25 protein-coding genes are annotated in these 22,518 nt (G+C 49.6%); 7 read left to right on the top strand and 18 right to left on the bottom strand.

All coding sequences use genetic code 11. From position 1 onward, the window contains the following. Window positions 1–30: 30 nt before the first annotated feature. The 7 genes from mfd (at window position 31) to HQ48_RS04670 (ending at window position 10,185) form a co-directional block, all read left to right on the top strand. Window positions 31–3,357 (top strand): transcription-repair coupling factor, encoded by a 3,327-nt coding sequence (gene mfd / locus HQ48_RS04640; protein ID WP_044231886.1) that lies wholly within the window; start codon window positions 31–33, stop codon window positions 3,355–3,357. A gap of 21 nt (window positions 3,358–3,378) precedes the next feature. Next, window positions 3,379–4,080 (top strand): Sir2 family NAD-dependent protein deacetylase, encoded by a 702-nt coding sequence (locus HQ48_RS04645; RefSeq protein WP_044231888.1) that lies wholly within the window; start codon window positions 3,379–3,381, stop codon window positions 4,078–4,080. Window positions 4,081–4,127: 47 nt separating this feature from the next. Then, on the top strand, window positions 4,128–4,745 hold the full coding sequence (locus HQ48_RS04650) for a hypothetical protein (RefSeq protein WP_044231889.1): 618 nt from the start codon (window positions 4,128–4,130) through the stop codon (window positions 4,743–4,745). Window positions 4,746–4,759: 14 nt separating this feature from the next. Continuing rightward, complete coding sequence (locus HQ48_RS04655) at window positions 4,760–5,314, top strand: RNA methyltransferase (protein ID WP_044186294.1); 555 nt, start codon at window positions 4,760–4,762, stop codon at window positions 5,312–5,314. Next, window positions 5,307–5,990, top strand: a complete 684-nt coding sequence (gene mnmD / locus HQ48_RS04660; protein WP_044231891.1) for a tRNA (5-methylaminomethyl-2-thiouridine)(34)-methyltransferase MnmD — start codon at window positions 5,307–5,309, stop codon at window positions 5,988–5,990. The genes HQ48_RS04655 and mnmD overlap by 8 nt, the downstream gene beginning before the upstream one ends. A gap of 327 nt (window positions 5,991–6,317) precedes the next feature. Next, window positions 6,318–9,068: a leucine-rich repeat domain-containing protein gene (locus HQ48_RS04665; RefSeq protein WP_044231893.1), complete on the top strand. Its 2,751-nt coding sequence runs from the start codon at window positions 6,318–6,320 to the stop codon at window positions 9,066–9,068. 808 nt (window positions 9,069–9,876) lie between these two features. After that, window positions 9,877–10,185, top strand: a complete 309-nt coding sequence (locus tag HQ48_RS04670) for a hypothetical protein (protein WP_044231894.1) — start codon at window positions 9,877–9,879, stop codon at window positions 10,183–10,185. Window positions 10,186–10,252: 67 nt separating this feature from the next. Here HQ48_RS04670 and rplQ read toward each other — a convergent pair whose 3' ends face one another. The 18 genes from rplQ to HQ48_RS04760 form a co-directional block, all read right to left on the bottom strand. Continuing rightward, a complete protein-coding gene (rplQ, locus tag HQ48_RS04675; RefSeq protein ID WP_044231895.1) occupies window positions 10,253–10,717 on the bottom strand; it encodes a 50S ribosomal protein L17 in 465 nt (154 codons plus the stop codon). Window positions 10,718–10,725: 8 nt separating this feature from the next. Further along, complete coding sequence (locus HQ48_RS04680) at window positions 10,726–11,718, bottom strand: DNA-directed RNA polymerase subunit alpha (protein ID WP_044186281.1); 993 nt, start codon at window positions 11,716–11,718, stop codon at window positions 10,726–10,728. A gap of 21 nt (window positions 11,719–11,739) precedes the next feature. Further along, window positions 11,740–12,345 (bottom strand): 30S ribosomal protein S4, encoded by a 606-nt coding sequence (gene rpsD, locus HQ48_RS04685; protein WP_044231897.1) that lies wholly within the window; start codon window positions 12,343–12,345, stop codon window positions 11,740–11,742. Window positions 12,346–12,582: 237 nt separating this feature from the next. After that, window positions 12,583–12,969: a 30S ribosomal protein S11 gene (gene rpsK / locus HQ48_RS04690; protein WP_044186277.1), complete on the bottom strand. Its 387-nt coding sequence runs from the start codon at window positions 12,967–12,969 to the stop codon at window positions 12,583–12,585. A gap of 11 nt (window positions 12,970–12,980) precedes the next feature. Further along, a complete protein-coding gene (gene rpsM / locus HQ48_RS04695) occupies window positions 12,981–13,361 on the bottom strand; it encodes a 30S ribosomal protein S13 (RefSeq protein ID WP_044186274.1) in 381 nt (126 codons plus the stop codon). A 32-nt stretch (window positions 13,362–13,393) separates the two neighbouring features. After that, on the bottom strand, window positions 13,394–13,510 hold the full coding sequence (ykgO, locus tag HQ48_RS04700; protein WP_044186271.1) for a type B 50S ribosomal protein L36: 117 nt from the start codon (window positions 13,508–13,510) through the stop codon (window positions 13,394–13,396). A gap of 16 nt (window positions 13,511–13,526) precedes the next feature. After that, window positions 13,527–13,745 (bottom strand): translation initiation factor IF-1, encoded by a 219-nt coding sequence (infA, locus tag HQ48_RS04705; protein ID WP_044186268.1) that lies wholly within the window; start codon window positions 13,743–13,745, stop codon window positions 13,527–13,529. Between the two features lie 5 nt (window positions 13,746–13,750). Beyond that, window positions 13,751–14,536 carry a type I methionyl aminopeptidase gene (map, locus tag HQ48_RS04710; protein WP_044186266.1) on the bottom strand — a complete coding sequence of 262 codons (786 nt, stop codon included), beginning with the start codon at window positions 14,534–14,536 and terminating at the stop codon, window positions 13,751–13,753. Between the two features lie 3 nt (window positions 14,537–14,539). Then, entirely contained in the window at window positions 14,540–15,880 is a 1,341-nt protein-coding gene (gene secY / locus HQ48_RS04715) for a preprotein translocase subunit SecY (RefSeq protein WP_044186264.1), read from the bottom strand. A 4-nt stretch (window positions 15,881–15,884) separates the two neighbouring features. Then, window positions 15,885–16,331 (bottom strand): 50S ribosomal protein L15, encoded by a 447-nt coding sequence (gene rplO, locus HQ48_RS04720; RefSeq protein ID WP_044186262.1) that lies wholly within the window; start codon window positions 16,329–16,331, stop codon window positions 15,885–15,887. A 24-nt stretch (window positions 16,332–16,355) separates the two neighbouring features. Further along, the gene (gene rpmD, locus HQ48_RS04725) at window positions 16,356–16,532 is read right to left on the bottom strand and encodes a 50S ribosomal protein L30 (protein WP_044186260.1); all 177 of its coding nucleotides are present in this window, start codon (window positions 16,530–16,532) and stop codon (window positions 16,356–16,358) included. 28 nt (window positions 16,533–16,560) lie between these two features. Beyond that, the gene (gene rpsE, locus HQ48_RS04730) at window positions 16,561–17,079 is read right to left on the bottom strand and encodes a 30S ribosomal protein S5 (protein WP_044186257.1); all 519 of its coding nucleotides are present in this window, start codon (window positions 17,077–17,079) and stop codon (window positions 16,561–16,563) included. Between the two features lie 6 nt (window positions 17,080–17,085). Continuing rightward, window positions 17,086–17,433 (bottom strand): 50S ribosomal protein L18, encoded by a 348-nt coding sequence (gene rplR / locus HQ48_RS04735; protein WP_044186255.1) that lies wholly within the window; start codon window positions 17,431–17,433, stop codon window positions 17,086–17,088. A 20-nt stretch (window positions 17,434–17,453) separates the two neighbouring features. Next, entirely contained in the window at window positions 17,454–18,005 is a 552-nt protein-coding gene (rplF, locus tag HQ48_RS04740; RefSeq protein ID WP_044186254.1) for a 50S ribosomal protein L6, read from the bottom strand. A gap of 18 nt (window positions 18,006–18,023) precedes the next feature. Then, window positions 18,024–18,419, bottom strand: a complete 396-nt coding sequence (rpsH, locus tag HQ48_RS04745) for a 30S ribosomal protein S8 (RefSeq protein ID WP_044186251.1) — start codon at window positions 18,417–18,419, stop codon at window positions 18,024–18,026. Window positions 18,420–18,876: 457 nt separating this feature from the next. After that, the gene (locus tag HQ48_RS04750; RefSeq protein ID WP_052408964.1) at window positions 18,877–20,289 is read right to left on the bottom strand and encodes a Sau3AI family type II restriction endonuclease; all 1,413 of its coding nucleotides are present in this window, start codon (window positions 20,287–20,289) and stop codon (window positions 18,877–18,879) included. A 2-nt stretch (window positions 20,290–20,291) separates the two neighbouring features. Further along, window positions 20,292–21,587 carry a DNA (cytosine-5-)-methyltransferase gene (gene dcm, locus HQ48_RS04755; RefSeq protein WP_044232015.1) on the bottom strand — a complete coding sequence of 432 codons (1,296 nt, stop codon included), beginning with the start codon at window positions 21,585–21,587 and terminating at the stop codon, window positions 20,292–20,294. A 190-nt stretch (window positions 21,588–21,777) separates the two neighbouring features. Beyond that, on the bottom strand, window positions 21,778–22,353 hold the full coding sequence (locus tag HQ48_RS04760; protein WP_044186249.1) for a 50S ribosomal protein L25/general stress protein Ctc: 576 nt from the start codon (window positions 22,351–22,353) through the stop codon (window positions 21,778–21,780). Between the last annotated feature and the right edge of the window lie 165 nt (window positions 22,354–22,518).

The raw sequence follows: 22,518 nt of genomic DNA on the forward strand, positions 1-22,518 counted from the left end.
ACTTTGGAGCTACTAATCACTTACAGCTGAATGGACTTATCACGACTACGCTCGGCTTTTGCCCTGCGCTATACCTCCCTAGGGCAGAAGCTCAAAAGCACAAAGCAAGACCTATCTCTACGTGGGCTAGGTGGCTCCAGCATCGCCCTACTCATCTCTATGCTCTCGGACGAGAGGTCGGTGCTATGCATCATGGACGATGCCGACGAGGCTGGCTATCTGTATAGCGATCTGGTGCAGCTACTTGGTCAGGAGGCTGTGCTGCTCTTCCCCTCTGCCTACCGCCGTGCTATTAAATACGGTCATCGGGACGAGGCTAGTGCCATTCTGCGCTCTATGGTACTCTCCACCACTGCCGAGCGAGGCAAGCTAGGAAGTGCCCTACCGATCATCGTCACCTACCCAGAGGCACTGGCCGAGGGGGTGATGCAGGAGAGCGAGATCAGCCAAGAGCATCTAGCCATAAGCGTAGGGCAGGAGATCTCTCAGCAAGCCGTAGCGGATAAACTACACGAGTGGGGCTTCGAACGTGTGGACTATGTCTACGAACCGGGACAGTTCGCCATACGTGGCAGCATCTTCGACGTCTACGCCTTTGCCTCCGAACACCCTCTCAGGCTTGACTTTTTCGGCGACGAGATAGACAGTTTGCGCAGCTTCGATGTAGAGAGTCAGCTCTCCATCACTAGACATGAGCACATCAGCCTAGTACCAGACCTCGCCTCAGCGACTGGCGATTTAGTCCCTCTACAAGCTCTACTCGGGGCTAGTACTCTGGTCTTTGCCTCGGATCGCCATTACCTAGCCGACCGAGTTGGGCACGTCTGGCAGGACAGCCCCAAGCTCAACGACGGTGAGGGCTTCGATACGCTCGAGCAGCTCCAGCGCCTGCTCATTGCCCCCGAGCAGATACGAGAGGCAGACAGCCGCATGTGCCACTGCTACTGGCGCAACCAAGCCCGAGAGAGCTGCATCGACCTAGGGATAGAGGCACACCCAGCACTAGGCAAAGACTACGACACCCTTACTCTAAGGCTAGCCGAGTGGACAGAGCGGGGCTATGAGGTATATCTGAGCGCTGCCACCGAGGAGCAGTACAAGCGTGTGAGCGAGATCATCGTAGAGCGCCGCCCCAAACTCGCCCTACCTCTATGGCAGCAGGGCGTGCTACACGAAGGATTCGTAGATACAGCCAAGGGCATCGTCCTACTCACCGAGCATGAGATATTCGGCCGCTATCACCGCTACAACCTGCGCAGCGACAAGGCACGAGCGGGTAAGGTTAATCTATCCCTCAAAGAGCTCATGACCTTCAGTCCCGGAGATTTGGTCGTGCACTCCGAGCACGGCATTGGCCGCTTCGGGGGGCTACTGACGATGGATCTAGGTGGACGTCCGCAAGAGGTCGTCAAGATCGAGTACCGCAAGGGCGACAGCATCTATGTCAATCTACACAGCCTGCACAAGCTCTCGCACTATCGATCGAGAGATGCCGCCGAGGCGACACAACTCTCCACCCTCGGTACAGGAGCTTGGCAGCGCATCAAAGAGAAAACGAAGAAGCAAATCAAGGACATCGCCCGTGACCTCATTCGCCTATATGCCAAACGGCGAGATACTCCGGGCTTCGCTTTCAGCCCAGACTCCTACCTCCAGCACGAGCTGGAGGCATCATTTATGTACGAGTACACGCCCGACCAAGCTAAGGCGATCGAGGCTGTGAAGGCGGATATGGAGCGTTCGTTCCCGATGGACAGGCTACTGTGCGGAGATGTAGGCTTCGGCAAGACGGAGGTAGCAATACAAGCAGCCTTCAAAGCCGCCACCGACGGCAAACAAGTGGCTGTACTAGTCCCCACGACCGTACTGGCATATCAGCACTACCGCACTTTCTGCAAGCGTCTAGCAGGCTTCCCCGTGTGCATCGAGTATCTATCCCGAGCACGATCGGCCAAGGCTACCAAGGACATACTCAAAGATCTGGCAGAGGGTCAGGTAGACATCGTCATCGGGACGCATCGCCTAACGAGCAAAGATGTACACTTCAAGGATCTAGGGCTACTCATCATAGACGAAGAGCAGAAGTTCGGCGTAGCGGTCAAGGAACGCTTGCGCAAGCTACAAGTCAATGTCGATACGCTCACCATGAGTGCAACGCCAATCCCCCGTACCTTGCAGTTCTCTCTGATGGGCGCAAGAGATCTCTCCAACATCAACACGCCGCCTGCGAACCGTCGCCCCGTAGATACAATCCTCACACGCTTCGGAGCGGAAACCCTAGCCGAGGCGGTGAACTTCGAGCTTAGCCGCAATGGACAGGTCTATCTGGTACACAACCGCATTCAGAATATCAACGAGGTGGCAGGTGTGATCAGACGTGAAGTTCCCGATGCTCGTGTCGCCGTAGGGCACGGACAAATGTCGCCGGCCGAGCTAGAGCAGCTACTACTCGACTTCGGCAACCACGAGTATGACGTCCTCGTGGCCACGACCATCATTGAGAACGGGATTGATGTACCGAACGCCAATACCATTATCATCAACGATGCTCACCGCTATGGCCTAGGCGAGCTACATCAGCTGCGGGGGCGTGTGGGGCGTAGCGACCGCAAAGCCTTTTGCTATCTGCTTAGTCCGCCTCTGGCTACTCTACCCGAGGAGTCTAGGCGTAGACTTAGGGCGCTAGAGAACTTCAGCGAGCTAGGTAGTGGCGTGCGCATAGCTCTACAAGACCTAGACATACGTGGGGCGGGTAATGCCCTCGGCACGGAGCAGAGTGGCTTCATCGCCAATATGGGCTACGAGACCTATCAGAAAGTGTTTGAGGAGGCTGTAAACGAACTCAAAGTCGATGAGTTCAGTGAGCTCTACCGCAGTGAAGTACAGGAGCGTGCAGATCACTTCGTTGTAGAAACGTCGGTCGAGAGCGACCTAGAACTCTCGCTCCCCGAGAGCTATGTCCCGAGCGATGCCGAGCGCATACTACTCTACCGAGAGCTGGACAATCTCTCGAGCGATGAGGAGCTCAAAGCCTTCCGTGAGCGCCTGCTCGACCGCTTCGGCGCACTACCCCAGCAGGCCGAGGAACTAGTCCTCGTGCCTCGACTCAGGCGCATCGGCAAGTCGCTCGGCATCGAGAAGCTAATCCTGCGCTCGGAGATGATGAGCCTGCACCTCGTGGCGAACGAGGCTAGCCCCTACTATCAGTCGCCTGCTTTCGACAAGCTGATCAACTATGTGGTACAGCACAGCAAGCGATGCGAGTTTAGAGAGCGCAACGGCCGACACATCCTGCGCATCAAGCAGGTCACAAGCATCGCAGATGCCATAGCACTCTGCGAGGATATGACGAAGTAATCACCCAACAACAACCGAAATATGAAAAAGAAACTGGTCATACTCTCGGGCGCAGGTATGAGTGCCGAGAGCGGTCTGGCGACCTTCCGAGATAGCGACGGGCTGTGGATGAATCATCGTGTGGAAGATGTCGCCTCGATCGAAGGCTTCTACCGAAATCCTCAGCTCGTACTTGACTTCTATGCCATGCGCAGACGTGAGGCAGAGCAAGCTACCCCCAATGCTGGTCATCTGGCTATCACAGCTCTAGAGCAGGACTATGAGGTGTATGTAATCACACAGAATGTGGACGATCTGCACGAGCGAGCTGGCAGTACACAGGTCATTCATCTGCACGGAGAGCTGACGAAGAACTGCTCGGTCAAGAACCGCCAACAGACTTATCCCGTCACGCCAAAGACTCTTGCCCTCAAGGTCGGAGATCTTGCCCCAGACGGCAGTCAGCTACGCCCATTCATCGTCTGGTTTGGCGAGGACGTCCCGATGATGGTGCCTGCCATTGAGCTGGCCGAGCAGGCTGATATTTTCGTCGTCGTGGGCACTTCGCTCAACGTCTACCCTGCGGCCGGATTGCTTGGCTACGTCCCTCACTCCACGCCTGTCTACCTGATTGATCCTAAGCCCGTGTCTTCTGCCTACCGCAGTCAGATCCATTGGATCGAGGCTGGGGCAAGTCAAGGCCTTAGTCAGCTACGAGATTTGCTTGCCGAAGCAGAGAAATAAGCAATCCCAAGACGATATGCTACAAATCATCTTAAGAGAATACGACAATGAAACGATATATCTGCAGGATACTTAGCCTACTAGTGCTCGCCAGTCTGCTATGGCCTGCTAGCCTCAGAGGGCAAGAAGTAACCGATAGATTGCCAACCTATCATGCACTAGAGCTTGGGCTTGGCCGCATCGGCTACACGCTAGAGAAAAACATTGCTCCAGACCTCTCCGTGGGCTTCAGCATCGGGGTAAATAGCTCCTTCCACTTCAACTACGACCAGCAGACCATCAGAGATGGAGTATCGGAGCGGAGGACAACTCGTAGCGACTTCGGCCTCTCCCTCGCTCCTGCCCTCGAGCTGGACGCCACATGGTACTACAACCTACTGAGGCGACAAGCCGCAGGATACAACGTAGCAGGCAATACCGCCAACTACATCACCCTAAGGGTTTCGCCCATTACGATGGCCAATCTGGTGGCTACCTCTGGCTACAATCGCCATGCTTACAGCAGTGCGCTAGTGGCTTGGGGAGCACGCCGTAGGCTAGGCTCTTCGTTGATGTACCACTACCAAATCGGGCTCTCTGCTGGCTACATCTACCCCAATCGCTACTACCAGTCGCAATGGTACTACGCCCCAGCCATATCAGTTGGCATCGGCTATATCCTTTAATGCAATGCACATCGATGAAGAAGCTCAAAGTAACAGAAATGGCCCGCCTCGATCACGAGGGTTACAAGGCTAGTCGCAAGCTACCTCTGGTCATCGTACTCGATGATGTGCGCAGCATGAACAACATCGGCTCGGTCTTTCGCTCGGCGGACGCCTTTCGTCTAGAGGGCTTGTACCTCTGCGGCATCACAGCTCGACCACCACACCCAGATATTCACAAGACAGCCTTAGGGGCAGAGGACTCTGTTTCTTGGCGCTATGCCGCATCGGCAGATGATGCTGTCGCCGAGTTACTCCGAGAAGGCTACAAGGTTTATGCGCTAGAGCAGGCACATGGAAGCATCTCGCTTGAGCAATTCGCTCCAATCGCAGGCGATCGGTATGCCTTGGTACTGGGCAACGAGGTCAAAGGCGTGCGCCAGAGTGTCGTAGATATATGTACGGGCTGTATCGAAATCCCACAGTTCGGCACGAAGCATTCCCTCAATGTGAGTGTGGCAGCAGGGATTGCGATTTGGCAATTCGCCCGCCCTCTACTCTCTCTACTACAAGACTCGTCCGATGAATAACCCAATCCCTCCCACTTGCCACCTGACCGAGGACGGTAGCCTAACGCTCTACAATGCCGAGCTAGGCGAACACTATCACTCCACACATGGAGCGATGCAGGAGAGCATGCACATCTTCATCAATCTAGGGCTTCTCTTTCGCACTTCGGTTGATGAGCGTAGGCCGCTTAGGGTACTTGAGATTGGCTTCGGTACGGGTCTAAATGCTCTGCTAAGCCTAGAGCAAGCCGAGCGCATCAAGCGTCCACTACTCTACACCACTCTAGAGCTCTACCCTGTCCCCGAGCAAATTTACCGCCAACTGAGCTACCAAACGCCACACAATATGCCTCATAATAGCCTGCTCGCCCTACACGAAGCGGCGTGGGGTGAGGACTGTGTGCTAAGCGAATACTTCACCCTGCGCAAAGAGGCCGTCGATCTACTCGCCTATACCCCCGAGGGCAAGATAGACTTAATCTATTTTGATGCTTTCTCCCCCGAGGCTCAGAGCGAACTATGGTCGGAAGAAGTCTTCTGCCGTCTACGCAAGCACTCAGCAGCAGGGGCGGTACTGGTAACTTACTGCGCCAAGGGCGAGGTACGCCGCCGACTACAGAGGGCTGGCTTCGTCGTTTCTCGCCTAGCGGGTCCTCCGGGCAAGCGAGAGGTCCTGCGTGCCGTCGTCCCCCTCTAGGGCAAAAGGGTTCTCCATCACGATAAAAAGGGGCTGTGGCAAAAAAGAATTTTGCCACAGCCCCTTTTTATATGTTTCATAATGTACAAAATGCAAGGCGCTAAGAATGAGGCTAACGGGAGCATACTACGGTATGTGACCGAAGCCGACGACGGAGTCCGTGCGGAGCAAATGTCGCAAGCAACACTGCAGTTTGTGCATTAGGACACACCGCCATTTTGGCTTTAGGACTGCAAGTTTATCCGCCACCGAACTTGACGCATCTGGATCAATTAGTTAAATTTGTCACTATCTAGAATTTTTTCTCACGTAAAAAGCAAGTAATCTATGAAAAGACAACTCATCTTATGGCTCCTTGCCCTCGTCAGTATTACATGGGGGGCGGCGCAGACCGACGAAGTGGCAACTATCAAGCTACGCTCTAGCAAACAGGGCAAGCTCTACCTAGATGTAACACCCGTACAGGATCAGAAAATCATGATCGACTGGGGCGACGGCAACAAGGTAAGCGTCACACCCAACTGGTCGGGACGCTACATCTTCAATGCCGAAGCCCAAGGCGAAGTGATAACGATCTACGGGCAAGCCAAAGCTATCGACTTCAATGGGGGCTACAAAGATTCCAACTTACTAACGGCACTAGAGTTTCACAACCAAGAACTTATCGAGAAGATCGAGGCTAAAGGCGGGAGCATACAGACACTAGACATCAGTGCGCTAACCAAACTAACCCATCTAGATGTAAGCAAAAACAAAATCCAGCGCCTAGACATTTCCCAGCAGCCAGACCTAGTGTATTTCTTAGCCACGGACAATGAATTAGTTTCTCTAACACTTGGACAGCACCCTAAACTCCGAGAGATCAAAGTCAGCCATAATCAACTCTCCGCACTACGAATACCCAACGAGCTGCCAAGCCTACGCATACTAGACATTGAGCAGAACGCTATCCTCGAAGTAGAACTGAACAAACTCCCAGATCTACGCCAGTTGAACATCAGCCACAATGGGTTTACAACGCTCAACATTGGCACACTCAAGAAGCTAGAGAAGCTCTATGCCCAGAGCAACTACCTGACTAAAATCGACCTAAAGAATAACCCAGAACTACTGGCTATAGACCTAGGAGCTAACCGACTAACCAAGCTCGATGTAGGGCAGAACACAGCTCTGACGAGCATAGAAGTCGGAGGCAACAACCTCAGACGACTAGATGTGAGCAAACAGCCTAGACTCAAAGTCCTAAATATCAACAAGAATGAACAAATCAGCCACATCAACCTCTCGGCTAACCGCTACCTGCGCTCCTTCAAAGCCGACACGACAAACCTCTCTGGGCTAGACCTCTCCAACTGTACAGGCATAGACCAAGTACACCTGAGAGGCACTAGACTATCACCTTGTGCGTTCACCTACCTATTCAACACACTCCCTCCACTAGATCGCCCCACGGGCTATGCCAATATCCTACTCTCCTTCACGAGCTGGAGGGGGGCAGACTTCTCCATCCTACAAGAGAAACGCTGGAAGCACGACATAGATGCAAGCACAGATCTGGGCACTCCTGAGCCCTGTAGCGAGGTAACGCTCGCCCTAGAGGTAAGCACTGGAGGCAAAGCAACGATTGATATTTCGGGACAAGAGGTTAAGCAATTCCCCCTACAAGTAACCAAAGGAGCAACGGTCAATATCTCCACCCAAGCAGACGAAGGCTACGAGCTCGCAAGCGTGAGAGCCGTGCTTGCCGAGGCAGAAGAAGGATACCTCATATCCCCCGAGGGGACAACACTAGAGGCCGATACGAAGCTCATCATCAGCTTCCGACGCAAAGAAACCAAGCTAATCAGCCTAAAGAGCAGGATCTCCTCCGGCAGTGAGGTTGCCCTCACCCTGCGCCAGAGTGCCGATGCTACGAGCGACTATGTACAGATAGACTGGGGTAATGGCGAGTGGGAAGACGTACAAGTAACCCGCAACCAAACCACCGCCTCCGTCATCACTGGCAAAATACTCGGCCCCACAATACACATCTCTGGAGCTGTGAATAAACTGTCTGCACCAGAGCAGAGGGTTGCAGACATTAAGTTCTCTGGAACGCCCGACATAGAGGAGATGGATCTATACGGCAACGAGCTCAAAGAGATTGACCTAGGTCTACTCGGCAAGCTCCGCGTCCTAAATTTGGCAATCAACGAGCTCAAAAAGATTGATGTAAGCAAAAACACAGCGTTGCAATCGCTGACCCTCTACGGCAATAGCGATATCACGGCACTTGATTTGAGTGCCAACAAAGCTCTCGTAGAGGTTGATATAAAAAATCTATCACTCTCGGAGCTCGCTCTAGATCTGCCTCTGCTCGAAGAGCTAAATGCCCAAGGCAATAACATCAAACAGCTAGACCTCGGCAAGACTAAGGCTCTAGTCAATCTAAGACTCGCCTACAACCCAATCGAGGCATTCGCTCCCAGCGCACCCCTAGAGCACCTGAAGCTACTCGTGCTGACCAATAGCCCTGTCAAGGAGATTAAACTGGATAATATGCCTGCCATTGAGCGACTATACCTCAGCAGCAACAGCCAGCTCCAAGGGCTCAAGTTCCCCAGCAGCATCACAGGGCTCAACTACCTAGACATCTCCGACTGCGGTCTAGATGCTTGCCAGCTAGACAAGATCTACAAGGCCATGCCTATTTGGTCGGAGAGCTCTATCGGCATCCAAGACCCCGTAACGCTCTACAACAGAGGGCAGGGCGACAAGCAGAACGAAGCCTCGACGAGCACGACTTCAATCGTGACGGACAAAGGCTGGAACGTAGCGGCAATCGGTGATGGTACGGGCTGCAAGGACACAGCACTTGATGAGATAGCTAGAGGGCAGGGCTACAATTACTATGTAGAGAACCAGAGGCTATCCGTACTACTAGCAGCAGAGCTACAAGGCGAAGAGATCAAACTGTACAGCCTATCGGGCAAGCTGATCTACCGAGGCTCAGGCAAGCTAGAGCATCATCTGGCTCTGCAGAGAGGGGCATACCTGCTCGAAGTCTGCCATCAGACCAATAAGGTGCTGGTAGACTAACGTTCGAAATCTTCCGATCGTCCCTCCACTCAAGAGGGGGTGCGAAACAGGGGGCTGTGGCAAAAATGAATTTTGCCACAGCCTCCACAACCCGACACTTTGCGCCCAGTGACTCGCCACCATAGGCGATCAACATACGATACGCAGCCGTTGGTGTGGCTCAACCTACACGTTAGCCCACCAACGGCTATGTATATTTGTGCAAAAGAAAAGAGGCCGAAATTTATATTTTAGACCACTTCTAGATATATTAATGGGTAGATCCTCGAGGGACTCGGACATTGGGTATGGACTGCGTATTTGCCACCTAGCAGGCTCTACACAGCGCTCAACCTCATTTGGGCTCCTACCCCTTGGGGCCATGGATATCCTCGCTCAAAACGCATACACACAAAACACTAATATCCAAATATATAAAACAAACTCCACGCCAAAATCCTGCTCCGATACCACATTTTAGGGTATTTCTTCCCATCAATTTTGGGAGATGGGAGGACACATCGCAAGGAATTAGTCCACCAATCCCCAGAAATCTTCCCATCAATCTCTCGAGGACACCTCTCACTCCCTTACGAACTGTCGTCCTATTCCCCAAACTTCTTGACCAACCCATTAACACTCCTTAACCCAAAAGTAGCACAACTAGAAACTAAGCACTCTCCTCACAATAGTATCGGGCAGAAGCCTAATTGGTTTTAGGTATGGCTATTGCCTTGGGAATTGTTTCTTTCACTACTTATAGGGATTGTCGCACAAAGGTTTTAGCAGGATATTTGCAGCGTAAATATGTATTCAGTTTAATATAAAGATGAAAAAGAACTACCTAATTTTGACTGGGCTTTTTGCCTCTGCCCTAGCGTGGTCTAGCGGAGAGTTGTGTGCCCAAAATAAACAACTCAAGGGGCGCATCATAGATCGAGAAACTGGGGAGGTGCTATCGGGAGCTACAGTGCGGACCAATCGAGGTCGGCATACTCTGAGCGATACTCATGGTAGATATAGCCTAGAGACAGACAGAGCCGACACGCTCTTAGAAGGGGCTGCAGCAAAAACAAATTTTGCCACAGCCCCTTCAGTACAAGAGCCATGCAGTAACAGATACAAGAACCTAGGCTAGAACAAAAAGAAATCGGGAGCATCACCACTAGGGCGATGCTCCCGATTTCTTTATATAGGTCGGAGAGTTATTCGGCAGAAGTTGCTTCTACTACCTCTTCCTTAGCCTTGCCAGAACCACGACGTGAGCGACGTGTCTTAGCAGCCTTCTTCTCTTCGCTCTTGAGCATGTTCTCGTTGAAGTCTACAAGCTCGATGAAGCACATCGCAGCGTTGTCACCAAGACGGTTGCCAGTCTTGAGGATACGAGTGTATCCACCGGGACGGTCAGCGATCTTAGCAGCTACTGGACCGAAAAGCTCTTGGATAGCATACTTATTCTGTAGCTCAGCGAATACAACACGGCGAGCGTGTGTGCTGTCCTCCTTGGCACGAGTAAGCATAGGCTCTACATAAACACGTAGGGCCTTAGCCTTAGCTAGCGTCGTGAAGATGCGCTTGTGCAGGATCAGCGATGTAGCCATGTTGGAAAGGAGCGCTTCACGGTGAGCCTTCTTACGACCCAAGTGATTGAATTTCTTATTATGTCTCATCTGTTTACTTAGTCTTTATCTAGTTTATACTTACTAACATCCATTCCGAAAGTTAGGTGAAGACGCTCTAGGAGCTCATCAAGCTCTGTGAGGGACTTCTTACCGAAATTGCGGAACTTCATCAGATCATTTCTCTGATACCCTACAAGTTCGCCAAGGGTAAGTACGTTAGCAGCCTGCAGACAGTTCTTGGCACGTACAGATAGGTCTAGCTCATCGAGAGTGCTCTTGAGGAGCTGACGCATGTGTAGTGCATCTGAGTCGAACTCTTCACTTGGCTCGAAAACAACCTCCTCTACCTCGATCTTCTCATCTGAGAATAGGCAGAAGTGTTCTATCAGGATGCGGGCAGACTCCTTGAGAGCGTCCTGTGGATGAATGCTACCATCGGTAGTAATCTCTAGGATTAGCTTCTCGTAGTCAGTCTTCTGCTCCACACGATAGTTTTCGGTGAAGTACTTAACGTTGCGGATAGGAGTGTAGATAGAGTCAATAGCGATGCTCTGGAGCTCATCTACCTGCATATGCTTCTCGTCTGCTGGCACGTAGCCACGACCCTTATTGATCGTCAGCTCGATAGAGAGCGAATACTCTGGATCGATCTGGCAGATCACAAGCTCGGGGTTCAGCACCTCAAACGAAGAGAGCTTAGCGTTCATATCGCCAGCCTCAAACTTATCCTTGCCAGAGATCACTAGAGAGATCGTTTCCTCTGTAGCGTCCTTAACTAGGGGTTTGAAGCGAACTTGCTTTAGGTTAAGAATGATATTAGTAACATCCTCCAAGACACCCGGAATAGTAGCAAATTCATGATTTACGCCCTCGATCCGAATGGACGAGATGGCGTAGCCTTCGAGTGAGGAAAGGAGTATACGACGCAGGGCATTACCGATCGTAATACCATAGCCCGGCTCGAGAGGGCGGAACTCAAACTTAGCGAATGAGCCGGTCGCCTCCATCATGATTACGTTTTCGGGCTTCTGAAATGCTAATATTGCCATGTGAACTATATAGGATTATGATTACTTAGAATACAATTCTACGATCAACTGCTCCTTGATTTCTTCTGGAATATCAGCACGCTCGGGAGTGTGAAGGAACTTACCGCTCTTGCTGCTGTTGTCCCATTCGAGCCAAGGATACTTGCTGTGGTTGAAGCCTGTAAGAGAGTTCTCGATTACCTCCAAGCTCTTGCTGCGCTCACGCACACCTACTACCTGACCGGGCTTGAGGGTGTACGAAGGGATGTTCACAACCTGACCATCTACTACGATGTGGCAGTGTGAAACAAGCTGACGAGCAGCTGCACGAGTGCGAGCGATACCAAGGCGGAACACTACGTTGTCTAGACGGCTCTCAAGGAGCTGTAGTAGGATCTCACCTGTTACGCCCTTAGTGCGCTGAGCCTTGTCGAAGAGGTTGCGGAACTGCTTCTCAAGTACACCGTAAGTATACTTAGCCTTCTGCTTCTCCTTGAGCTGAATGCCATATTCGCTCGTCTTACGACGGCGGTTGTTTCCGTGCTGTCCGGGAGGATAGTTCTTCTTCGTCAGCACCTTGTCAGCACCGAAGATGGGCGCGCCCAGCTTACGTGCGATTTTTGATTTTGGGCCTGTATATCTTGCCATTTTATTCTTTCTTGTTTAGCGCCTCGAGAGAGAGGACGAGCTCAGTATTTGTGCGGAGAGAGCCAGAGCGGTGCAGCCGCGACCGGTTATGAGGAGAGGATAGAAATATGAAAGTATAGCCAATCTATTCACCAAATCTCCAGCCTGATGTATCCTCCGTCTTTTGACCTTGAGCTCAATCTATCTCATCGGCATCGTTGAATTATATAATACTTACTTCTCGCGACTAAGCGTGTATTACACTTTTCTTCTCTTTGGAGGGCGACAACCGTTGTGAGGCATTGGCGTCACGTCGATGATCTCAAGCACCTCGATACCTGCTCCGTGGATCGTACGGATAGCAGACTCACGGCCATTACCGGGACCCTTAACGTAAACCTTAACCTTGCGAAGACCTAGGTCGTAAGCAACCTTGGCACAATCCTGAGCTGCCATCTGAGCTGCATAAGGCGTGTTCTTCTTCGAGCTACGGAAACCCATCTTACCTGCGCTAGACCAGCTGATCACTTGACCATCGCTGTTGGCAAGGGATATGATAATGTTATTAAAAGAAGAGTGGATGTGAGCTTGGCCCACCGCATCTACGCGTACTACCTTCTTCTTTGCGACTGTTTTCTTTGCCATATCAACCTTTATTATTTAGTAGCTTTCTTCTTGTTTGCAACTGTCTTCTTCTTACCCTTGCGTGTGCGAGCGTTGTTCTTAGTGCTCTGACCACGTAGTGGCAAGCCGATACGGTGGCGGACACCACGGTAGCAACCGATGTCCATAAGACGCTTGATGTTTAGAGAGATCTCACTGCGAAGATCACCCTCTACCTTATATCCAGCAGCGATAGCCTCACGGATAGCAGCAGCCTGATCATCAGTCCAGTCTTTTACCTTGATGTTGCGATCTACACCAGCAGCATCAAGAATCTTGGCTGCGCTACTACGGCCGAGGCCGAAGATGTAGGTCAAGGCAATTTCTCCTCGTTTGTTTTGCGGCAGGTCAACGCCGACAATTCTTATAGCCATACTTATTTATTAGTTTGTGTAATGACGATTTACTAACCCTGACGCTGTTTGAACTTAGGGTTTTTCTTGTTGATCACGTACAGGCGTCCCTTGCGACGTACGATCTTGCAGTCTGGGGTACGCTTCTTCAAAGATGCTCTTACTTTCATATCTTCTATATATAACTTATTTGTATCTAAAGGATATTCTGCCCTTGCTTAGGTCATACGGAGACATCTCTACTTTTACCTTATCGCCGGGGAGGATCTTGATGTAGTGCATACGCATCTTACCCGAGATATGGGCTGTGATGATATGTCCGTTCTCTAGCTCCACCTTAAACATGGCGTTGGACAAAGCTTCTAGGATGACTCCATCCTGTTCGATTGCAGCTTGTTTCGACATAATTTCTAAAATTCTCGATCTCCTAATACTTCACTTATAAACTCGAACGAAGAGAGTATATCAGCCTTTCCTTCTCGAATGGCGACACAGTGCTCGAAGTGCGCCGATGGCTTACGGGTCTTGGTGCGAACCGTCCATCCGTCACGCTCGAAAGTCACATTCTTGCTGCCAATGTTGATCATTGGCTCGATGCAGATGCACATACCCGAGCGGAGCTCTGGTCCTGTCCCGCGACGCCCATAGTTGGGCACCTCGGGAGCCTCGTGCATACTCTGGCCGATGCCATGCCCCACCAGCTCACGCACTACGTGGTAACCTCTGGCCTCGCAGTACTGCTGTACGGCGTGGCCAATATCTCCAACACGCTTGCCAGCTACCGCCTGTTCAATCCCTACATAGAGTGATTCCTTGGTCGTGCGGAGCAATGCTCGCACTTCGTCGGAGATCTCACCCACTGCGAAGGTGTAGGCGGAGTCACCCGTGTATCCGTCTAGCTTAGTTCCACAGTCCACCGAAACGATGTCGCCCTCTTGGAGCACCACCTTGTCGGAGGGAATGCCGTGTACCACATGATCATTAACCGAGGTACAGAGGCTACCGGGGAAGCCGTGATAGCCAAGAAAGGCAGGAGTCGCTCCGTTATCACGAATAAACTCCTCGGCACGTTTGTCTAGATCTTTGGTCGTTACACCGGGAGCGATAAGCTTAGCTACCTCGGCGAGGGTACGCCCCACCAGTAGGTTAGCCCGACGCATCAGCTCTATTTCTTCGTCTGTCTTTAAGTAAATCATACTTTAGTAAGCCGCTACCGAACCTGTTCTTCCCTTAATGCGACCACTCTTGAGCAGCCCATCGTAGTGACGCATCAAGAGATGACTCTCGATCTGCTGGAGGGTATCCAGCACTACACCCACGAGAATGAGCAGCGAAGTGCCGCCGAAGAACTGAGCAAAATCTTGTTTGATGCCCAAAAGTTGAGCAAAGGCAGGAAGAATAGCTACGACAGCCAAGAAGATCGCACCGGGTAATGTGATGCGGTCCATAATAGCATCTAGATATTCCTTCGTAGGCTTACCGGGCTTAATGCCGGGAATGAAGCCCCCATTGCGTTTTAGGTCGTCAGCAATCTGTGCAGGGTTGATCGTGATAGCCGTATAGAAATAGGTAAATACGAGGATTAGTAGCCCGAAGACTACGTTGTACCAAACACCTGTCATATCCGACATCGAGCGAACAAACGCACTATTCTCCCCTACTCCCATGAAGGTGAGGACAGACACAGGGATAAACATAATAGCCTGTGCAAAGATGATAGGCATCACATTGGCAGCATTTACCTTGAGAGGGATATACTGACGTGCGCCACCATACTGCTTGTTGCCCACGATACGCTTGGCATACTGCACTGGCACACGGCGTGCACCCTGTACAAGCATGATAGCACCTGCGATCACGAGCAATAGGAAAACGATCTCAAAGAGGAACATAACCATACCACCAGCAGCTGCACCTAGACGAGCCATAAACTCGCCGAAGAAAGCGTGTGGCAGACGAGCAATGATACCGATCATGATGATGATCGACACGCCATTGCCAAGCCCCTTATCCGTGATACGCTCACCGAGCCAAAGCACAAACATACTACCTGCAGCCATGATGAGTACCGATGATATAGTAAACCACCAGCCCTCGGGCACAGCACTACCTACCTCACGTAGCTGAGCGTCTAGGTTCATCAGGAACATAGGTCCCTGCACCATAAGCAACAGCACGGTTAGATAGCGTGTCCACTGATCAATCTTACGACGACCACTCTCTCCCTCGCGCTGGAGCTTCTGCATAGAAGGCACCACGATGGCAGCAAGTTGCATCACGATCGACGCCGAGATGTAGGGCATGATACCCATGGCGAAGATCGAGGCGTTGGAGAATGCACCTCCAGAGAACATGTCCATCAGAGCCAGCAGACCCGTCGAAGTCTGTTCCTTCAACGAGCTAAGCTGAGCTGGGTCTATACCGGGGATCACAATAAATGAACCCAAACGATATATGATCACAAAAAACACTGTGGCGAGGATACGCTGACGTAGCTCCTCGACCGCCCAGATGTTTTTTAATGTCTCGATGAACCGCATAAGCCTAGAGTTTTACAACAGAGCCACCTGCTGCGATGATAGCAGCCTCGGCGCTCTTGGAGAAAGCATCTGCCTTAACTTCTAGCTTTGCCTTGAGCTCACCATTACCCAAGATCTTGACGAGCTCCTTGCCAGAGATAAGACCAGCCTTGGCTAGCTCCTCTTTGCAGATCGTCTGTAGACCCTTGCTCTCGGCCAGAGCCTGAAGGGTAGATAGGTTGATTGGTGAGTACTCTACACGGTTGATGTTCTTGAAACCGAACTTAGGTAGACGACGCTGAATAGGCATCTGACCACCCTCGAAACCAACCTTCTTTGAATAACCTGAGCGGCTCTTAGCACCCTTGTGACCACGGGTAGAAGTGCCACCTAGACCGCTACCGGGTCCACGGCCAATTCTTTTACGCGTCTTGATAGAGCCTTCTGCAGGCTTCAAACTTGATAGATTCATATCTTGTAAGCTCTTTAGCGTTTATTATTCTACGATGCGAACGAGGTGCTTGACAGCACTTACCATTCCCAGAATCTGAGGAGTAGCTTCGTGCTCTACAACCTGATTCATTTTCTTGAGGCCTAGTGCATCTAGCGTTAGCTTCTGTACCTTAGGACACTTGATGCGGCTGCGAACCTGTTGGATCTTAATCTTTGCCATTGTTTGATCTCCTTTCCTAATTTAATTACTAACCCTTGAACACCTTCTCTACCGACACTCCACGATGACGAGCCACCGTCAGAGGATCACGCATTTCGCTTAGAGCCTCGATCGTAGCCTTCACTAGGTTGTGTGGGTTAGACGAACCCTTACTCTTGGCAAGCACGTCATGCACACCTACACTCTCGAGCACGGCACGCATAGCACCACCGGCCTTAACCCCAGTACCCGCACTAGCTGGCTTGAGGAACACACGAGCTCCACCGAAGGCAGCACTCTGCTCGTGAGGGATAGTACCCTTGTGTACAGGCACACGCACTAGGTTCTTCTTGGCAGCCTCTACGCCCTTGGCAATAGCAGCAGTTACTTCGCCTGCCTTACCGAGCCCCCAACCTACGATACCATCTTCGTTACCTACTACTACGATAGCCGAGAATGTGAACGTACGTCCACCCTTGGTTACCTTGGTTACACGGTTGATGGCAACCAATCTATCTTTTAGTTCTAAGTCGTTAGTCGACTTAACGCGATTTTCCATTCTTGCCATTTGAGATTAAAATTTAAGACCTGCGGCACGAGCGGCTTCAGCCAGTTCTTTTACACGACCGTGGTAGAGGTATCCGTTACGGTCAAACACTACAGACTCTATGTTAGCAGCCAGAGCAGCCTTAGCTACCTCTGCCCCAACTAGAGCAGCGACCTCCTTCTTTGTCTTCTCAGCGACATCCAGCTTGAGTGAAGATGCGCTAGCAAGCGTGCGACCAGAGATATCATCGATCACCTGTGCATAGATCTGCTTATTGCTACGGAAAACTGTTAGGCGTGGACGCTCTGCCGTCCCACTGATCTTACCGCGGATACGGGCCTTAATCTTTAGTCTTCTATTTTCTTTCTTAACCATGATTACTTGAGTTTTTGAGCTTACTTACCAGCTGACTTACCAGACTTACGACGGATAACCTCACCCTCGAACTTGATACCCTTACCCTTATATGGCTCAGGCATACGGAAAGAACGGATCTTCGTGCAAACCTGACCGAGAAGCTGCTTGTCTGCGCTCTCTAGGATGATAAGAGGGTTCTTGTTACGCTCACTCTTCGTTTCTACCTTGATCTCAGCAGGGAGCTGTAGATATACGTTGTGCGTGAAACCGAGTGATAGCTCGAGGATCTGACCCTGATTGGAGGCACGGTAACCCACACCTACTAGCTCAAGAGTCTTCGTGAAGCCCTGAGATACACCAGTAACCATATTATTGATGAGGGCGCGGTACAGACCATGCATAGAGCGATCCTGACGCTCCTCGCTCTGACGCTCTACCACTACTGTATCTCCCTCGATCTTTACTACGATGCGTGGGTCTACGCTCTGCTTGAGCTCACCCTTTGGTCCCTTTACTGTTACTACACCTTCATTCTGAGACACAGTAACGCCAGCAGGGATGCTGATAGGCAACTTACCAATTCTTGACATTGCTTGTACCTCCTACTATTAATAGATGTAACATAGTACTTCGCCACCAACCTTGAGCACACGAGCCTCCTTGTCGGTCATCACTCCACGGCTAGTAGAGAGAATAGCGATACCCAAACCATTGAGCACTCGTGGCATATCACGATACCCAACATACTTACGAAGACCCGGACGTGACACACGCTTGAGAGCCTTCAATGCATTCACGCGGCCAGTACGGTCGTACTTGAGTGCCACCTTGATGCTACCCTGTGGACCTTCTTCGATGAACTTGTAGTTCAGAATGTAGCCCTTGTCGAAAAGGATCTTAGTGATCTCTTTCTTTAGATTAGACGCTGGGATCTCAACCACTCTGTGGCCAGCCTTCACTGCGTTACGCAGGCGCGTCAGATAATCCGCTATAGGATCTGTCATTTGAATAAAAAATTAAATTGATACGGAACGCCCGTACAATATTTAAAATTGGATTTATGATCTCTTGCCTCCCATAACCCGCTCTGTGCGACAGTGAAACGCACAACTCGGAGCATAAAAAGCGTACAAATTTACGAATAAAATCTGGACTAACAAGAGTTGGCATCAAAAACTTTGTTTCCAACACCTTACGAAGCACTCACAGCCCCCCCCCAATAAGCGAAGCAAAACTAGCAGTTGCGACGAAGCCTTATTCTCCTGCTCGAGAAATCCCCCCTCTTCAAAAAACTTCACGCCTACACCAACACACCAACTCCTAGCCTCCCCAAAAGAAAAAAAAACTATTAGATAACTAAAGGTGATATGCCGAAACTTAAACCCCAGCACATCACCTTTAGTAGAATCACCCCTTAGCCCAAACCTGTTTGGGCTAAGGGAGAAACAGATATTCTTTCTCCTAAACACCGAGATACTTGGAAATAATCTTCCAAATATAGCCTCTATTCAACCAATATGCATTCTTCTTTTGAGACCCGAATGAGGCTGTTTGCATTAAATCTTGAGCATTCCTCGCCTTAGGACGCACGTGACAAATGTTATTGGATTTGGAAGACATGAATTGGTCAAAAATTCCTTTTCTGACCTTATTTCGCGTGTCCAACCAAAATAGCTTTGCCTTCTCCAAATCTTGATATGGCATAGTCCAAAAGAATACTTTTTCAAGAACTGCAGCCTTATCATCCCCATCTTCACTCTTACGAAAAATAACAAACAAAAATCTCATGGTTAAAATGCTATACCAAACAGACTCTTCCCAGACTTCCTCTAACATTAAGTCGTCATACTGAATCCGAGAAAAGCTCATAGCCTCTCTCAACCGACCATTGGACTCCAAGCGAATAGACTTTTGTTGAATATTAGCCTTCTCAAATTCACTAATTTTAGGAGATTCCACACCAAGAATTGCATGAACTACAGCATTAGAAATAGCCTTGGGGCTCGAAGTTATCTGTCGGTCTAAGCTTTTCTCTATTTCATAAATTGTACTCCCATAGTAAGGGGAAAACTTACGCTCTATAAGTTGCTCGAAAGTCTCACCATCAATATAGTCTTTTACGGATTGAACTATACTCTCAATTTTGGCTTTTTCTTGTTTAATCTTCTCCTTCTGCCTAGGACTTAAACCAACAGCTTCACTAACCATTTCTGGATGAGATAAAGCATCAAGAATAATTGTATTCAAATATTTTGACTTCAACGAGTACGCCCGCTGATCTGCCAATATCTCAGTCCTATACTGTTTTCGCTTATTTCCACCTCCTCTTAGTCCTTTGACACAAGCTCCCAAGTAAAACGTATCGCCCTCTGATAATGTATGGGCTTCGCCAGAAACAATTTTTTTATGTATTACCGCCCAGTCATCCTTAATAATTTTCAAATCCTCCTCTGGAAACTTCCAGTAACGTACAATTTTGAAAACGAATTCCACAAAATCCTTATCAGACTCATGCAAATAAAATAGCAACAATAAGAGCTGATTCTTCTTCCAAAAGCTACTAGTTTCAAAATCCGCATCTGCCTCTTTAGTATAGTCTATTATGTTTAAGACCAAGCGTTCTTTAGAAACTAAACTACCATCTTTATTTTTTTTCAGAGGGGTACATTTAAGCTCAACTCCAGCTTCTGGAAAATCTGGATTAGACTTAGAGTTGGGGGTGTATTTGAAGTGCAACTCCTCTACACAGACCCCCAATCCCCCTTTGCCTTTATACGTTTGCAACACCTCTTGGTAAAGCCCTCGCAGGCTATTTCCAAGCAATAATCGAGCGTGTTCAAGGATTTCCTTTCGCGATGTAGAATTGTAAGACATGATTACAGCTCTTCAATTAATACCCGTCCGATACGCTCTACAACACCTGTCACCAAAGCATTACCCATCAGAAAGGCTCGCCTGATATCTGAAACCCCTTGCGTATGATAATCGGGGAACATATTAAGCCTTTCCAGCTCTACAGGAAGCAGACGCCGATATCGCCCGCTTGGAGTCTTTACAATATGCTTTACTCGAGAGGGGGAAGCTCCTCCCTCTCCCGTTATAATTGTTCTAGATGGCTTATCTAAAGCATCAGGGAATACCATACTCCCTTCTGAATAATTATACTCGTAACCATCTTTCGTAACACGTTTTTGATTTTTACCTCCTTTGAGGTAAATCCATTTGGGTAAATCTTCTTCCGAAATAAAAAAAGGCTCAGGCACCTCAACCTCATCAACCAGCAATTCTCCTAGGGTTGTAAAACTACCATCGTATGATGACTCTACATCGAGAGTCCAAACTTGACGCCTACTCATTACCCCAGCATTTCCAAAGGGCGTAGAATTTTTCTTTCCCAGCTCTTTAGTTTTATTAAACTCTTGGGTGATGTTTATAAGAGAACCAAGCACTTTAAAGGTAGATTGCTTAGTCCTCCTCGTATGATGAACACATGGAAGAGCCCTAGCCAGTATTCCACGATTAAGAATCCATTGATAAGGAGAATCACCTTCTTGCCCCCATGATTGAGCAGTAGGACTAACCTCACGATAAGCAATTATATAGGTACGTTTACGCCTTTGAGGCATACCATACTCAGCGGCATTGACTACTCTCCATTCCACTATATAACCTAAATCTGAAAGAGAGGCTAATATAATAGCAAAATCTCGACCTCTCTGTTGTGCAGGAGAGCTCAACAATCTATCAACATTTTCCAAAACGAGATAATTAGGTGCGCCCGCTCCCTTTTCTTCAAGAATGCGCTGTATTTGCCACCAAAGCACACCCTTCTTACCCTCTATCCCTTTTGAGTTAGAGAGAGTAGTAGCTACAGAGTAGTCTTGGCAAGGGAAGCCTCCACAAAGCAAATCCGCCTCAGGAATCTCGCCGCTCGGAATACTCGTTATATCTTCATTGACATGTCCTAGGGAACCAAAACGATTACAATAAATAATAGATGCATCCTGCCTCTTTGTACTAGGCTCCCATTGGTTATTCCAGACCGTTTTAAATCGACTAGAGGCTTTTTCAAATCCTATGCGAAAGCCCCCAACTCCTGCAAAAAGTTCAATTATGCGGATATCACCACCATTTAAAACTACCGCTTCTTCTTTAAATAGGCTTTTAGCCATAGCTACCATACATCTAATTTCTTTATCATTGTAATAAAGCAATACAAACACAAAGGCTAGAAGCAATCGAGAGAGGACAAGGCCCCCCCCTTTAACGAGATACTACTAGCGAACGAAACTGAGCTACATCGAAGCACTTGCTCCGACATAGCCCAGCTTATTTCTTGGTTTATGCTAACCTCTGAGGCGATTACTTGCCACTCTTGGCCATAGCACCACGAGCCGCACGAGTCAGCTTCACAGCACATACTACAGCGTTCTTGGCGTTCATGAGCTCAAGACCGTCGAAGCTAAGCGCACCCACCTGAATAGTCTTACCCAGACCAAGGTTAGTTACATCGATAAATAGCTTCTCTGGGATCTCTGTGTAGATAGCTTTAACCTTTAGCTTACGCATCTCAAGGCTGAGCTTACCCCCTGCCTTCACACCCTCGGCGTGACCAGTGAGGACAACAGGCACTTCGATGACTACTGGCTTCACATTATCAACTTCGAGGAAGTCTAGGTGAAGAATAGCATCTGTAACTGGGTGGAACTGGATATCCTTGAGGACGGCCTTAACTTCCTTACCATCGATCACTAGATCTATTGCGAAAATCTCTGGAGAGTAGATCAGGTTACGCACGGCTTCCTGAGTTACAGTGAAGTGAGTTACTTCCTTACCACCATAGAGCACCGCAGGGATACTCTCACTACCACGAAGAGCCTTAGAGGCCTTCTTACCGAGGTCGCTGCGTAGCGCACCCTCGAGCTTGAATGTCTTCATTCTTGTCTTTTACTTTAATTAGTGTTACTCAAAATTAGCTTTCCTAATTTCCCATCACACGACACAGAGCTCACGCCCTGCCGATGCTTCGAGTCAATCGAAAAACGCCACAAAGATAAGGATTTATTCTCTAATAACATCTGCCTCCAATCAGCCTCACCTGCA

Origin of the sequence: Porphyromonas sp. COT-290 OH3588, assembly GCF_000769075.1 — a bacterium.
Classification (GTDB): domain Bacteria; phylum Bacteroidota; class Bacteroidia; order Bacteroidales; family Porphyromonadaceae; genus Porphyromonas.